The organism is uncultured Alloprevotella sp. (assembly GCF_963536905.1).
GTDB lineage: Bacteria > Bacteroidota > Bacteroidia > Bacteroidales > Bacteroidaceae > Alloprevotella.
The window spans coordinates 1-14,393 of sequence record NZ_CAUTBW010000021.1; the positions used below are offsets into that span (position 1 = coordinate 1).

Annotated in this window: 12 protein-coding genes; 7 read left to right on the forward strand and 5 right to left on the reverse strand. The window is 49.8% G+C overall.

Going from position 1 to position 14,393, the window contains the following annotated elements:
* The 5 genes from ABLA33_RS05140 to ABLA33_RS05160 all read left to right on the forward strand — a co-directional run.
* On the forward strand, positions 1-187 hold a 187-nt coding region (locus ABLA33_RS05140), incomplete at its 5' end, for a hypothetical protein (RefSeq protein WP_347719493.1).
* Between the two features lie 60 nt (positions 188-247).
* Positions 248-1,066 carry a DUF3108 domain-containing protein gene (locus tag ABLA33_RS05145; protein WP_311490818.1) on the forward strand — a complete coding sequence of 273 codons (819 nt, stop codon included), beginning with the start codon at positions 248-250 and terminating at the stop codon, positions 1,064-1,066.
* A gap of 24 nt (positions 1,067-1,090) precedes the next feature.
* The gene (locus tag ABLA33_RS05150) at positions 1,091-2,119 is read left to right on the forward strand and encodes a 4-phosphoerythronate dehydrogenase (protein WP_347719494.1); all 1,029 of its coding nucleotides are present in this window, start codon (positions 1,091-1,093) and stop codon (positions 2,117-2,119) included.
* Positions 2,120-2,241: 122 nt separating this feature from the next.
* Positions 2,242-3,729, forward strand: a complete 1,488-nt coding sequence (gene cysS, locus ABLA33_RS05155; protein WP_347719495.1) for a cysteine--tRNA ligase — start codon at positions 2,242-2,244, stop codon at positions 3,727-3,729.
* Positions 3,730-3,858: 129 nt separating this feature from the next.
* Positions 3,859-5,247, forward strand: a complete 1,389-nt coding sequence (locus tag ABLA33_RS05160) for a DNA/RNA non-specific endonuclease (RefSeq protein WP_347719496.1) — start codon at positions 3,859-3,861, stop codon at positions 5,245-5,247.
* A gap of 149 nt (positions 5,248-5,396) precedes the next feature.
* Here the strand turns inward: ABLA33_RS05160 and ABLA33_RS05165 are convergent, their stop codons facing one another.
* From ABLA33_RS05165 to ABLA33_RS05175, 3 genes are all read right to left on the reverse strand, one after another.
* A complete protein-coding gene (locus tag ABLA33_RS05165) occupies positions 5,397-6,299 on the reverse strand; it encodes an FKBP-type peptidyl-prolyl cis-trans isomerase (protein ID WP_347719497.1) in 903 nt (300 codons plus the stop codon).
* Between the two features lie 117 nt (positions 6,300-6,416).
* Entirely contained in the window at positions 6,417-7,307 is an 891-nt protein-coding gene (locus ABLA33_RS05170) for an FKBP-type peptidyl-prolyl cis-trans isomerase (RefSeq protein WP_311490823.1), read from the reverse strand.
* Between the two features lie 8 nt (positions 7,308-7,315).
* Positions 7,316-7,900, reverse strand: coding sequence for an FKBP-type peptidyl-prolyl cis-trans isomerase (locus tag ABLA33_RS05175; protein WP_347719498.1), 585 nt, complete (start codon positions 7,898-7,900; stop codon positions 7,316-7,318).
* Positions 7,901-8,111: 211 nt separating this feature from the next.
* Here ABLA33_RS05175 and ABLA33_RS05180 point away from each other — a divergent pair, with 211 nt between their 5' ends.
* Positions 8,112-8,825 (forward strand): NAD-dependent deacylase, encoded by a 714-nt coding sequence (locus ABLA33_RS05180; RefSeq protein ID WP_347719499.1) that lies wholly within the window; start codon positions 8,112-8,114, stop codon positions 8,823-8,825.
* A 694-nt stretch (positions 8,826-9,519) separates the two neighbouring features.
* Complete coding sequence (locus ABLA33_RS05185; protein ID WP_347719500.1) at positions 9,520-11,334, forward strand: phosphoethanolamine transferase; 1,815 nt, start codon at positions 9,520-9,522, stop codon at positions 11,332-11,334.
* 74 nt (positions 11,335-11,408) lie between these two features.
* Here ABLA33_RS05185 and ABLA33_RS05190 read toward each other — a convergent pair whose 3' ends face one another.
* Together ABLA33_RS05190 and ABLA33_RS05195 are read right to left on the reverse strand one after the other, a co-directional pair.
* Positions 11,409-13,763 carry a TonB-dependent receptor gene (locus ABLA33_RS05190; RefSeq protein WP_347719501.1) on the reverse strand — a complete coding sequence of 785 codons (2,355 nt, stop codon included), beginning with the start codon at positions 13,761-13,763 and terminating at the stop codon, positions 11,409-11,411.
* Between the two features lie 216 nt (positions 13,764-13,979).
* A complete protein-coding gene (locus tag ABLA33_RS05195; RefSeq protein WP_347719502.1) occupies positions 13,980-14,333 on the reverse strand; it encodes a hypothetical protein in 354 nt (117 codons plus the stop codon).
* Between the last annotated feature and the right edge of the window lie 60 nt (positions 14,334-14,393).

Here is a 14,393-nt window from a genome sequence, read left to right on the forward strand (position 1 = left end):
CGAGGAGGTTTTCTATCTGCCCACGCCGATTACTGTTCGCGCCAATTGGGACGTTGACCAAAACTGGACACTTCGCGCACTGCCGCTCACGGAGCAGAAACCAGCAAAACTCTCCAAAGTGAAGACCGACAGCAAACGCGAATCGGCACATCAAAAAAACTTGAACAGAAAGCGGGAGACCAAATAAATTGGCCTAACAGCGACAACAGTTTTGTCTCTCGAAATTCGTCACACATAACTAACACTTATGAAACATCTTAGAATACTCATCCTGACAATCGTTCTGAGCAGCGTTGCAGGCCTTGTCCGTGCGCAGTGCTCCGCTTCAAACACAGCTTTCCAAAGTGGAGAAACGCTCGCTTTTGATCTCTACTTCAATTGGAAGTTTATCTGGATAAAAGTGGGCAATGCCACTTGGAGCGTTTCGCAGACACAATACAACGGAAATCCCGCCTATCGCACGCGACTCATAACGCGCGGTTCGGAAAGAGCAGACAAATACTTCGTCATGCGCGACACACTGACGGCCTACTCAAGTTTGAACCTCTCTCCGCTCTACTACGAGAAGAATGCAAAGGAGGGCGGACAGTATAGAAAGGAGCGCGTGTGGTACACATACCCCAACGGGCAGTGTCACCTAAAGATGTTCTACAAAAGAGATGACAAACCAGCACACTGGAAGCAGTTCCAGTCGAAATACTGTGCTTTCGACATGCTTAGCATGATGATGCGTGCCCGCTCCTTTAATCCAGAAAATTATAGTCCTGGTCATCGCCAGAGCTTTCTTATGGCTGAGGGTAAACGCGCGGAATGGAAAACGCTCTTATATAGAGGAAAAGACAACGTGAAGATGGAGGGACGCACCACCACCTACCGCTGCCTCGTGTTCGACTACCTGGAAAAGGAGGACGGAAAGGAGAAGCGCATCGTTACGTTCTATGTGACGGACGACGCAAACCACCTACCTGTCCGTCTGGATATGTACCTGAATTTTGGAACGGCTAAAGCTTTCCTCAGCGGCTGCCGAGGACTGCGTAATCCTATGGGAGCTTTAGTGAAGAAGTAGATATTTCGTTATTCATCTATCGCATTGAAACTTATCATTGACAACGCCATTCCTTTTATAAAGGGAGAGGCGGAGAAACTGGGCGAAACCGTGTACAAATGCGGGGCCGACATTACGGCAACCGATGTGCGCGATGCCGACGTACTGATAGTGAGGACGCGCACCCGCTGCGATCGCGCTCTGCTTGAGGGGTCGAAGGTTCGCCTTGTTGTGACGGCCACCATAGGCTTCGACCACATCGACACAGCTTGGTTGGCCGAAGCAGGCATTCGGTGGACAAATTGCCCAGGTTGCAATGCCGCGAGCGTGGGTCAGTATGTGGCGTGCTGCTTGTTAAGATTGCAGCAAGAGAAAATGCTTGAGGTGAGAAATCTCACTATTGGCGTGGTCGGCGTGGGGCACGTGGGCACAGAAGTAGTGGCAGCTGTCGAGCGATTGGGCTATCGTGTTTTGCAGTGCGACCCTTTCCGCGCCGAAGCCGGCGAAGAAGGTTTCGTGGAGCTCAAGACCATTGCCGAACAGGCCGATGTTGTCACTTTCCACACGCCGCTGACCACGGACGGCCCTTATCCTACGCATCATTTGGCCAATGCTGATTTTTTCTCCGCTTGTCGGGCAAAACAGCCGCTCGTCATCAATGCTGCACGCGGAGGAGTTGTGGATGAACAAGCCCTACTGGCGGCTATCGACCATAAGTACGTGAGGGGAGTCATTATAGATACGTGGGAACATGAGCCACAAATCGATCAACGCCTCTTGGAAAAGGCCATCTTTGCTACTCCTCACATTGCGGGCTATAGTGCCGACGGAAAGACGAACGGCACACGAATGTCGCTACAAGCCGTGGCCGATTTTTTCGGACTGGACATAACATTCAACATCCTTCCACCTGCTCTTCCGGACAATTATCGTTACAATCCGTTTGAGCAGCCTGCCTGTGAGCAACTAAGACGCTACGATCCGCTGGTAGATAGTATGTCGCTAAAGAAGTATCCGATGCTTTTCGAGCAACTTCGTGGCAACTATCCGCTGCGCAGAGAGTGCTCGTTTTGAGCCACGAAAGAGAGATTGCAAGCCATCTCTTCATCGCTTGCAACCTCGCGCCATTCCGCCACATACTTGTGACTTTCAACACTTTCAAGTAAATTTGCAACAAAATATATACAACCAATAATATGACAGACCATAAACTTTACATCTACAATACGCTGACGCGTACCAAGGAGCTATTCAAACCTATCCATGAGGGGCGTGTCGGTATGTATGTATGCGGTCCCACCGTTTACGGCGATCCCCATTTGGGACATGCGCGTCCAGCCATCACCTTCGATATTCTGTTCCGCTATCTCAAGCACCTGGGCTACAAAGTGCGCTATGTGCGCAACATTACAGACGTAGGCCATCTCGAACACGATGCAGATGACGGCGACGACAAAATAGCTAAGAAAGCAAAGCTCGAACAACTCGAACCGATGGAAGTAGCGCAATTCTACACAAACCGCTACCATCGAGCAATGGATCTACTCAACGTGTTGCCGCCAAGTATTGAGCCGCACGCCACAGGCCACATCATCGAGCAAGAAGAACTTGTAAAGGAGATTATGAGCAATGGTTTTGCCTACGAGGCTAATGGCTCTATCTATTTCGATGTAGAAAAGTACAATCAGAAGTATCACTACGGTGTGTTGTCGGGACGTAATCTCGACGACATCATTAACCACAGTCGCGATCTGGCTGGCACTGAAGAAAAGCATAATCAAGTAGACTTCGCCCTTTGGAAGAAAGCCCAGCCCGAGCACATTATGCGCTGGCCCAGCCCTTGGAGCAATGGTTTTCCTGGTTGGCACTGTGAATGCACGGCGATGGGCCGAAAATACCTCGGCACAGAGTTCGACATACATGGAGGAGGAATGGACCTCGTGTTCCCTCACCACGAGTGCGAGATAGCGCAAGCTGTGGCTTCGCAAGGGAAGCCGATGGTTCACTACTGGATGCACAACAACATGATAACCATCGAAGGCAAGAAGATGGGGAAAAGTTTGGGCAACTTTATCACGCTGTTCGAGTTCTTTACGGGAGAGCACGAGAAGTTAGACCAAGCTTACAGTCCGATGACTATACGCTTCTTCATCTTGCAGGCGCAATACCGCTCAACAGTTGATTTCGGCAACGAAGCTCTCCAAGCCAGCAAGAAAGGCCTCGACCGCTTGATGGAAACTATTGCAAACTTAGAGCGCATTGAGGCAGCGGCCAACGGAAGTATTACGCTGGACTATGCCAAAGAGCTGGAGGCGAAATGCTATGAGGCAATGGACGACGACCTTAATACGCCGATCGTTATCAGCCACCTGTTCGACGCTTGCCGCGTTGTGAATCAGCTCATAGATAAGAAGCAGACCATCACACCCGATGCGCTGGCCAAGCTGAAAGAGGTGTTCCACACTTTCTCCTTCGACATCCTCGGTCTGAAAGCCGAAACCGACGGCAATGCCGCACGTGAAGAGAGTTTTGGTAAGGCCATCGATCTCCTTCTTGAGGTTCGCGCCAAGGCCAAGGCTGCTAAGGATTGGAGCACCAGTGATCAGATTCGAGACGAACTTGCTGCCTACGGATTTGAAGTAAAAGACACCAAGGACGGTGCCACTTGGAAACTTAATAAATAAGTCGACAGCAGGAGACAAGGGAGAAAAATCCAAACGCAGCCTTTGGGCCGAAGCGTAGAACCATCCTTCCTCGTCTCCTGTTTGTTCTATTTTTTATTCCCCAACTTGTATCTAATAACATTTTCAACTATGAATAAAATTATCAGGACACTGTTGCTTCTGACCTTTATGGCAGGCTACGGCCACATGCAGGCGCAGGACGTAATGGTTATCAGCAAGACCAACGGAAAGGACGTACGCTTCAACGCAAACAATGTCGATTCCGTTTTTTATGAATCTGTCTATTCTCTTCCTTATTCTAACGCGCTGAATGGGGAACAAGGCAATTTCTCGGTGCTGAACACAACGATGCCGGCAGGCTTCTCTACGGTTTGGAAAGGCGACAGCAGATACGCATGTATGAAGGCGTCGGGCTATGCCAATAGTGAAAAGTACGCTACAGAAAGCTGGCTCATCTCTCCGAAAGTCGGACTGCTCAACACAACCTCTGCCACGCTCACTTTCGAGCACGCAGGGAAGTATTTCCAAGACATCACGCAGGAAGTCTCTGTTTACGTCAGAGGCGACAACGGTGTGTGGGAGCAGCAGACTATCAGCACCTACCCCACGAGCTACACGTTCAAAAAAGTCTCTATCGACCTCTCCAAGTACCTTGGGCAAGCCGTAGAGGTGGCCTTTGTCTACACCAGTACCTCTGCTTCTGCTGGTACATGGGAGGTAAAGAACGTGTCGATAACGGGTTCTTCCAATCCATCAACCAATCCTGACACGCCACCAACGGGAGTTAACGGCTACGTGGAAGTACCTTTCATCACCGACACCCAGCGTGCGAAAGAAGAACTCAAATATATTCAGCACAGCTTCAACTATGGCGGTAAGGAAGTACGCTCCTATGAAATGCTCTACGATACAACGCTGAAAATGGCCTATTGGGTGGCGTATCCCCTCTGCGCTTTCTACACGAAGAAGAACGGCGAACGCACCAACGCGTGGGGCTATGATCCCAAACTTCCTGAGTCTAAGCAATCAACAATGAAGAAAGGTCTCGGTCATGGTTATGATCGCGGTCACCAGATACCGAGTGCCGACCGCTTGGTTACGGAGGAATCCAACAACCAAACGTTCTACTACACCAACATGACCCCGCAATTGTCGGGTCTGAACCAGAAAACGTGGCAGAAATTAGAGGCTGCGTTGCGCTCAAAGTATATGCCCACCACTGATACCCTCTACGTGGTGACTGGAGCAATGCCGACCACAGCGGAAAATACTACAATTACATATATGAAGGACAACAAAGGTGTCGATATAGCCATACCGAAGTACTACTTTAAGGCCATCTGCGCTCTCAATCGCACAACGGGCGAAGCAAAGACCTTAGCTTTCAAGATAGACCACAAAGCCACCAACGATAACTATTTGAACTACGTTATCTCTGTTGCCGAATTGGAACGCCTTACGGGATTCACCTTCTTCCCCAGCATCGATCCAAAATACAAGAAATCTACTTCGTGGTAACTCATACAGAGGCTTCTCTCACTCTATGGGGAGAAGCCTCTTCTCTTTCATCCTCAGCCACGGCTTTGAGCTAAAGGCCAAAGGAAGAAACAAAAAAGCTGAACTCCTAATAAAGAGTTCAGCTTTTATTATGTGATAGAAATGCGCTATTATTTGCGCGGTTTAGCAGAAGCATTGGCTTTGAGCAATTCCACCTTGAAAATCAACGTAGAGTTGGCCGGAATTTGCTGCTGATTATTGGAGCCGTAAGCGAGTTCAGCAGGGATGTAAAGTTCCCAAGTGCTGCCCTCGGGCATGTGGGTGAGAGCCTCAACCCAACCCTTGATAACTTGGTTGGCCTTAAACTGAGCGGGTTGATTGCGGCGGTAGCTGCTGTCGAAGACAGTACCGTCGATGAGCTTGCCCTCGTAGTTCACCTCCACAGTAGAAGTGTCGGAAGGCACAGCGCCCGTACCCTTCACGAGCACCTTGTATTGCAAGCCGCTCTTTGTTGTAACAACTCCCGGCTTCTTTGCGTTGGCCTGCAGCCAAGCCTGATTGGCCTGCTTGTAGATGTTCTGCGTGTAGGCAGCCTGCTGCTCGATGAGTTTCTGGGCAGAATCAACGGTCAGCGTTGTGGGCTCGCCCAACACAGCCTGCGAAAGGCCGCGTACATACTCTGCAGCGTCCACGTAGTTTGCATCGCTCTTGCCTGCAGCTTCTTTGTTGATAGCTGGGATAATGCGATCTGTATTCATCTTAGCAATCTTCAAACCAGCGGCATAGGCCATAGCTTTCTTAGCCTCAACAGAATTACCGTCGGCATTGAAACCGCGAACGGCATCACTGATATATGCTGAATCAACGCCTTCGCGCTGGATGAGATAGTCCTTCAAACTACCGCCCTGAATCACACCGAAAGCATAAGAAAAGACCTTTGCATCCACAGGTTTGAGCTGTTGAGCAGGAACAAGCTGAGTTGCTTTCACAGTCTTGGGCTGTTTCTTCTTCTGAGCCACTGCCGGCACCATCAGTGCTGCCAGAGCAAGGGTAAATATGGTTCTGATTTTCATTTTCTTTGAATAATGATGGATGATTTATAAGAAACGAATTACGAGGTACGAGAGAGAAACCGCTCAGCAGTAGCCTACTGCAGCGCACATCTTCTCTATCGTACCTCGTAGCTATATTTACTGACCGATACCTTCAAGTTGTACCTTGAAAATCAGCGGAGAGAACGGAGGGATAGGACCTTGTCCTGCCTCGCCATAAGCCTGGTCGTAAGCGATATAGATTTCCCAGATAGAACCTACGGGCATGTGGCTCAAAGCTGCCTTGAAACCAGGGATTGACTGGCCTACATTCATCGGTACAGCCTTGCCGCCATTGTTGCGCGCCGTTGAGTCGAAAACTTGACCATTTGGAAGCTTGCCTTCATACTGAACACGCACCACGGAAGTATCGGAGGGGACAGCGCCAGTTCCTTCCTTGATAACCTTATAATAAACGCCGTCGGCCAGTTTCTTAACACCCGGCTGCTTAGCCATCTTCAAGATGAAATCTTGCGCAGTTTTGCGCTGTGGGCCATACTGTTCTTCCATGGCTTTTGAACGCAAAGTTTGGAAACGCTTATTGGCATCTTCGCCAGCCTGTTGCGGACCGATTTCAACACCATTGATTTTGAGTGCAGTCTTATGGCGCACACCAGCCGTGAAGCCAGCCAGATAGTTGCGCAAAGAGAGTTTCTTCGTGCTATCGTTGCCAAAGATCATTCGCTCAATACCTGGGAACATCTGGGTCTTCATCTGCACACCAGCTTGTACGCCGGCGTAGTAAGCCTGCTTCTTCTTGTCGTCGCCAGCCAGCGCACCGTCTTTCACGCCACGGAGGAAGTCGTCGATATAAGCCGAGTCGATACCAGACTGTTGGAAATAATTCTCGATGCCCGCTGTTTGGCTCAAACCAATCTCATAGCTGAGCGTGTCGACATCGTTCTTCATGCTTGCTTTCGGGCTTCCGTTGTTGCAGGAAGCAAAGAGCGTGGCTGCTGCAATAACAGCCAAGGATAAAATCTTCTTCATATAAAGAATTACATTACTTTGATTAGTTCAACATCGAAGACAAGAGCAGCGTAGGGAGGAATTGAATTGCCTGCTCCGCGCTCTCCGTAGGCCAGGTTATAGGGGATGAAGAAGCGGTACTTTGCGCCTTCCTTCATCAGCTGTACGCCTTCCGTCCAGCCGGCTATCACGCCGTTGAGAGGGAATACGGCAGGCTCACCGCGCTGGTAGCTGCTGTCGAATACAGTTTCATCTATCAAGCGGCCTTCATAGTGACACTTCACCTGGTCAGTAGCCTTTGGTTGTGCACCTGTACCTTCAGTCAGCACTGTGTACTGCAAACCGCTGGGCAACACCACAACGCCGTCCTTCTTAGCGTTTTCGGCCAAGAAGTCCTCGCCTGCTTTGCGCATGAATTTGCTGCGTTCTGCTTCCTGTTTCTGCATAAACTCCTGAACGGTTGTTTGTGCTTCAATCGGCGTGAGTTCTGTGCTCTTTCCTGCAAGAACGTCAGCAACAGCCTTCGCAAAGTCGGTCGTGTCCACATTGTTTGCGCCCAAACCTTTGAGGTTTTCGGCAATCACCATACCAAGGGCATAGCTAAGTTTGTCCATACTAAATTTTCTTTTTTATTATATGTATTGATATTTCGCGCAAAAATACAACAATTTTCCATAAGTCTACCTACTTTTTTGTCCCATCTATAGGAGAATAACCTACACTTTTAGGTATTTTTGCGAAAACTACCTACTCTTTTCTCCTTCATGCCCACGGATGAATACTTTCCGCGCTATCAGAAGAGAGAAAGAGCCTGATTTAAGACCTATGATTATGAAGAAGAAACTCGTTGTATTGACTGGTGCGGGCATCAGTGCCGAAAGTGGCTTTGAAACTTTCCGCGATACAGGCGGACTGTGGGAGAAATACCCCGTGGAGCAAGTGGCCACGCCCGAGGGATGGCTGCGCGACCCTGATTTGGTGACAGATTTCTACAATGGTCTGCGCAAGCAGTTGCCCACGGCTCAGCCCAACGCTGGGCACTTGGTGCTGGCTGAAATGGAGCAGGACTACGATGTGACGGTGATCACGCAGAATGTGGACGACCTGCACGAGCGCGCGGGCAGTCATCGCGTCATCCATCTCCATGGTGAGCTCATGCGCGTTTGTTCGAGTCGCGACCCCGATAATCCGCGCTGCTGGGAGACTTTCACTGCCGACCGCCTCGAGGTTCGCCACGGCGAGAAGGCCAAAGACGGTTCGCTGCTTCGCCCATGGATCGTATGGTTTGGCGAAGCTGTGCCCAATCTCGACTTAGCTGCACACGAAGTGGAGCAGGCCGATATTTTTGCGATTATAGGCAGTTCGCTCAACGTCTACCCCGCAGCGGGCCTCATCCGCTATGCGCCGGCCAACAGTCCTATTTTCGTGATCGACCCGAAGCCGGTGCGCGTGCCCACACGCCGCGAGGTAGAGGTTATACAGGAGGTGGCATCCAAGGGAGTACCGCTCTTACGCGACCGACTGAAACAACTGGATTGAGTCCTTATTCTCCCGACCGACATATACGGAAGCAGTGCTCAACAAACCTCATGTTGCGCACTGCTTTCTTATGCTAAAAAAGTAATATATTATTTTACAAACCGCTTTCTCCTTTTAGCACACGAAAAGAGGGAATTGGCCGAAATTTTTCTTTGGTGGAGGATTTTGCAGGATAGTTTTGGGTGAGATTTTCCGGTTTTTCTGGTTTTTCACCTCAAAAAAACTGCTTTTTTTCATTTTTCTGCTCGTTTACGGCCTTATCCTACCCGTCAGTTTCCTTATTATGTCGGCTGGCTTCCTTATTCTGTCAGCTGACGCAATAAGGGAATCCGCCGACAGTCTTATTGTATCGGCGCGCAGGAAGGCTGGATGGGTCGCCTGCTCCTTTTCGTGGAGGATTTTGTGGCTTTCGTGGGAGAGGGAAAGTGAGAAATATGTTGACTGAATTTAGCCCCCTCCACCTCCCCCATGAGGGGGAGTGCTCAGCTTTGGTTCTCGGACTGGTCAGACTGGTCAGACCTGTCTGAGAACCAAAACTGAGGAAGCAGAAATCCAATAAGTCATTGAAGAATCCTGCTGCAAGTGGCAGCCGAGCACTCCCCCTCATGGGGGAGGTGGAGGGGGCTCCCCATTGAGCTATAGGGGCTTTTTATTTTCATATAATCTTCTTAACTTCGCGCCAAACTCTGAAATCATGCAATACTTCTTTTTAATAACAGGTGCGCTCTTGCTGGCCTATATCGTGTATTTCTCATGCAATAAAGGTATGGCGCGGAACGCTCGCGGGCAACAAACGCGGCGCTTGGGCGTGGCGGCTGTGCTGGCCTGTATTCCGCTGACGGTGGCGCAAGTTCCGGTCACAGCTCCGAGCCTGCTGCTGGTGGCGGGGATAAGTGGGTTGTGGATGCTGACCTATCCGCTGCTCTATCATCTCACTCATCGCAAATCGTCGCCCGATTATGAAAACTATATGGATATAGATTTCGGTCTTTATCTCTTTGGCGGTCTTTCAGGTCTGCTGGCTCTGCTGACGGCTTTCTTACCGGACAGCAGGATAGTGAGCACCTTGGTGACGACAGCTGAAGTGGTGTTGGTGTTTATCCCTTTGTTTCAAATCATCTATTATTTGACCTATCGGGTATGTATCGACTCAACGGGGATGAAGACTATTCAAGAGACGGACAGGAATGAGATTATCGAATTTTTCCGCTCGTTTGCTTGGTGGCAGAACTTAGCGGCTGTTGTGCCTGTGGTGGCGGCTGTGGCGGGCGTATGCTTCGTTAATTTTGCATATCCCGTTCCCGCACCAGCGTTTGGGCGATTGGAGAATGCGGAAGCTTGGGTGCGCCTGACGATAGTGGGCGGACTGACGATTTTCTTGCTCGTCTACACTTGGAAAAGCCATCACGGCGTGTTTGGACGCACGGGAATTGCCACGCTCTATGCTGATGTGAAAGAATACATTGAGGGCTATCGCCACTATGCGGCCTCTACCGAAAAACGCGTGAACAGCCTCGAAGCGGAAGCCTTGGGACAGCCAACGGAGAAGCCGGGAACGGTGGTGCTCGTGATAGGCGAATCGGGCTGCCGCGACTTTATGAGTGCTTTTCATGAGGACTTGCCCGAGGACACAACACCGTGGCTTCGCGCGTGCAAAAAGGATAGCGAACATTTCGTGCTCTTTCCGAACGCCTACTCTTGTTCGATGCAAACAGTGCCTTCGTTGGAACGCGCCTTGACGGAGTTTAACCAATACAACGATAAGGATTTTTCAGAATCCTGTTCAGTGGTTGACATGGCCCATAAGTTGGGCTATCGCGTGCATTGGTATAGCAATCAAGGGCATTTGGGCACTTTCGATACGCCTATTTCTCTCGTGGCCGAGACGGCAGATGTGGCGAAATGGACGCATCAGGAAGTGGGAAAGGTGCAATACGATGCGTCGCTACTCGACTTCCTCGATGAGGTAGATCCGACGAAGAATAATTTTGTTGTACTCCACCTGATTGGTAGCCACTTCAATTTCATCAACCGCTACCCGCAAGAATTTACGCGTTGGGGGATACCGGGCGTTCAGGACAATGTGGTGAACTATAAGAACTCACTGGCTTATACGGACATGGTATTGGAGAAAGTGTTCGATTATGCGCGCCAACGGCTCAACCTGCGCGCCATGGTTTATTGCAGCGACCACGCCACAGAACCTGGGCGACGCCGCAAGCCAAACTTCGACGGATTTCAGATGACACGTATTCCGCTCTTCGCTTACCTCTCTTCGGAATATCGCTCGCTGCATCCGGGCCGCATGGAGGCCTTGCAGAACAATGCGGAGAAATATGTGACCAACGACTTGCTCTATGACCTCATCTGCGGCATCTTTGATGTTCGTTCCAACTGCTTTGATGAGAGTCAGTCGCTGGCTTCTACCAGCTATCGCTTCAAGCGCGAAGAACTGCTCACTTATGAGGGTAAAAAACACATCAAGGACGACGATGAGAGCGACAGATGAAGAGAAAAATACAGAGACTTTGGTGAACAATAAAAAAGGCGAGAACGCAGCGTTCTCGCCTTTTTTGAAAAATATCAGAAGTCGATTGGAATATTCAACTTGATATTGAATGAACGGCCCATACTGAAGATGCCGCGACGTCCCGTGACGGGATTTTCATCAGCATACTTCAGACGGCTAAGATGGTTCTGGTAAGCACGATCAAAGAGATTGTGAACCGTCAGCACGAGAGAACCGAACTTACGACCGTTGATGCGAATGTCAGTACCAGCGGAGAGATTGACAAGCGTATAGGACGGAGTGGCAGTTTCGGTGCCGCCTTCAGCATAGAAATGGTTCTGGCGCAGGTTCACCTCGCCACCAACAGCAGCATAAGCGTTGTTGAACACGCGACCGTCGCGGATGAAATCATAACGAACATCGAAATTCCAACGTGGGGCGGGCGTGAAAGGCAGATACTTGGACTCTCTGGGCTGATGGAGCTGCACACTATTGACATAAGAGAAGGTGTTGGAGATATGGAGCTGTTCGAGGGGATGAACGTCGACCATCAATTCACCTCCCATCAAGCGAGCGTCGCCACTCTGGTGCTGATAAACTTCGTGATCGTCCTTGATGAGCGGTTTGCCCAGAGCATCGAGCTGACGTACTGAATAGACGTAGTTCTTAATGAGGAGGTTGGCAAAGAGGGAGAGCTGAGCTGAAACGATAGGGGAGGAGAAATCTGCACCCATATCGAGCTGCCAGCTTGTTTCGGGCTTGAGCGAAGAGTTGCCCTTCTCATAGCGGAGAGAACCTTCGTGGACACCATTGGCAGCCAGTTCGCTGATCGTAGGAGCACGGAAACCGCGAGCTATATTGGCGCGCAGAAGGAATTGTTCGCTGGCCTTATAAGTGGCACCTATGCTTCCCGAAACACCAAAGAAGTTTTTGCGGAGAGCTTCGAAACGTTGCACGCCATCATCAACAAGGGCATCGCTACTGATATGGCGGCGGTCGATACGAAGACCACCATTCAAACTCAGACGGCCGAAGTCACGGCTCGTAGTAGCAAAGAGACCGAAATCAAAGAGACGATAGTCGGGGATTAGGAATTCTTCGCCCTTATTCTTCTCGCGCTGGAGCATACCATTGATGCCCGTCACTACTTTCCAGCCCGAAAGCTCAGGCAGCGTATAGCGTGCATCGTAGTTCAGCGTCTGCAAGAAGAGATAAAGGCCGGGAACATTGGGATGAGCCACTTCCTCGTATTCTTTACGTTGATTCTGCTGAAGACCTAAGATAAAATTGAGCGTACCTTTGGGCAAGATGAAGAAGTTATCACTGACGAGCTTGGTATGATAAACGTGCTGATAGGGAAGTCCGTGGCGATAAGAGAGAAAATCGTCGTGCGTAGCTTTTTTCCCGTCGGGACGAAGGAAAGAACCATCGGCCGCACGCTCACCTTCGGCAATGTCGGGCATAATATGATAGCGTTCGAAAGTCAGATGGCTGTAGCCCCAACCACGATTAAGCCCCAGCATGACAGAAGCCGCACGCTCTTGGAAACCTGTACCATAGACATAGCCGTCATACTTGTTCTTGTAGTCGTGCGCATATTTATCACTGAAACGTCCGTTCCAGACAAAGCCTTTCTTATTGCCAGCAAAGTTGAGTGAATAGTTCAGCAAGCCGTTATTACTCTGGTACTCGGAAGATACTTCGGAGTGCATGGTACCTTCGGCCAATGTGGGAGCTTCATGGAAAATTACGACGCCAGCTAAAGCATCTGAGCCGTACATCAAGCTGGCCGGACCTTTAAGAACCTCTACCGAATGAACACTCTGCGGATCTATCTCGATACCATGCTCGTCGCCCCACTGTTGTCCTTCCTGGCGAATACCATCATTAACAACCACAATGCGATTATAACCCAAACCGCGAATCACTGGCTTGGAGATGCCGCTACCCGTAGTGATCTGTGAAATACCTGGCTCGTGTGCCAAAGCATCTATGATGTTGGTAGAAGAAATACCACGCAATTTGTCGTTAGAAAGGAGCGTTACAGGCGTAGAGAGTTTCTGTAGACGAGTTTCTCCCGTCACACCCGTGACAACTGCTTCGCCCAGACGAGCATCACGCTCTAAGAGAACGAAATCTTTGTGTGTGTTTTGAGTAAGATTGATTTGCTCAACGATAGTTTGGTGACCTTCGTAAGAAACTTCAATCTGTGTGCGAACACTTGGTAGACCCTCAAAATGATAATTACCTTCGGAATTGGTTACTGCCGAGAGTTTCAGTGCAGGAAGCTGAACGCGAACGCCAAAAAGGGGCTGTCCGTCGGGACCATCGGTCACGCGGCCGTCCAGACGGGCTGTCTTGTTCTGCGCGCTTAAGGAAGTGGCGCACAGGAGTATGAGAAATGTAAATAAGATATGTAATCTTTTCATTTTTATTTATTGTATATATGAATAGCACGTTGCAAGACACACAGAAGTATCCAGCAATTTGCAAAACTTATTATTAAAAGTAGATGGAGATCTGAGATGCAGAACAATAGCCCAAAGCCAATGATCCACCACTCATAGAGACACAAAGAGAGAACACATCTGTGCGAAAACACATCCGCACACAATGAGAAATACCTTGTATCTATTCAGAAAAAACTAAATGAAAACGGGCGGTGCTCTTGGGATAATAAATGACAGAACGCCCAGAGCGCGGCGTTGGTCCAACCGAGGTGTGAATAAAACAAAGAGAGCAATAGGCACTATAAAGGCTGGTGCAGCTCCCTGAAGGAAAGGCAGCGACGCTAACTCGCAAAGCAAGCACGGCTGCAATGAAAAATGCTCTGCAGACCAGTGGCCACTGTGCCGAATATGGCTGATGCAGAGTTCGCAGGAACTGTCTACGCTCTTCACCTCTGGGTGGCGGTGGAGCATAGTGAAAGCCAGCATCGTGAGGAACAAAGTCAACAACAGACGGGCTATACGACGGCGGCGAAGGTTAATTTTACTCATCTTTCGCCTACAAAGGTAGCGAATACTTATTGTGTCGGACAAGAAAAGAAAGTAAAATTT

Excerpts from the sequence above, each read along its gene's own strand:
- ABLA33_RS05170 (WP_311490823.1), bottom strand. The coding sequence starts at position 7,307 with ATGAAGAAGATTTTATCCTTGGCTGTTATTGCAGCAGCCACGCTCTTT.
- ABLA33_RS05195 (WP_347719502.1), bottom strand. The coding sequence starts at position 14,333 with ATGAGTAAAATTAACCTTCGCCGCCGTCGTATAGCCCGTCTGTTGTTG.
- ABLA33_RS05190 (WP_347719501.1), bottom strand. The coding sequence starts at position 13,763 with ATGAAAAGATTACATATCTTATTTACATTTCTCATACTCCTGTGCGCC.
- ABLA33_RS05165 (WP_347719497.1), bottom strand. The coding sequence starts at position 6,299 with ATGAAAATCAGAACCATATTTACCCTTGCTCTGGCAGCACTGATGGTG.
- ABLA33_RS05160 (WP_347719496.1), top strand. The coding sequence starts at position 3,859 with ATGAATAAAATTATCAGGACACTGTTGCTTCTGACCTTTATGGCAGGC.
- ABLA33_RS05175 (WP_347719498.1), bottom strand. The coding sequence starts at position 7,900 with ATGGACAAACTTAGCTATGCCCTTGGTATGGTGATTGCCGAAAACCTC.
- ABLA33_RS05180 (WP_347719499.1), top strand. The coding sequence starts at position 8,112 with ATGATTATGAAGAAGAAACTCGTTGTATTGACTGGTGCGGGCATCAGT.
- ABLA33_RS05145 (WP_311490818.1), top strand. The coding sequence starts at position 248 with ATGAAACATCTTAGAATACTCATCCTGACAATCGTTCTGAGCAGCGTT.
- ABLA33_RS05185 (WP_347719500.1), top strand. The coding sequence starts at position 9,520 with ATGCAATACTTCTTTTTAATAACAGGTGCGCTCTTGCTGGCCTATATC.
- cysS (WP_347719495.1), top strand. The coding sequence starts at position 2,242 with ATGACAGACCATAAACTTTACATCTACAATACGCTGACGCGTACCAAG.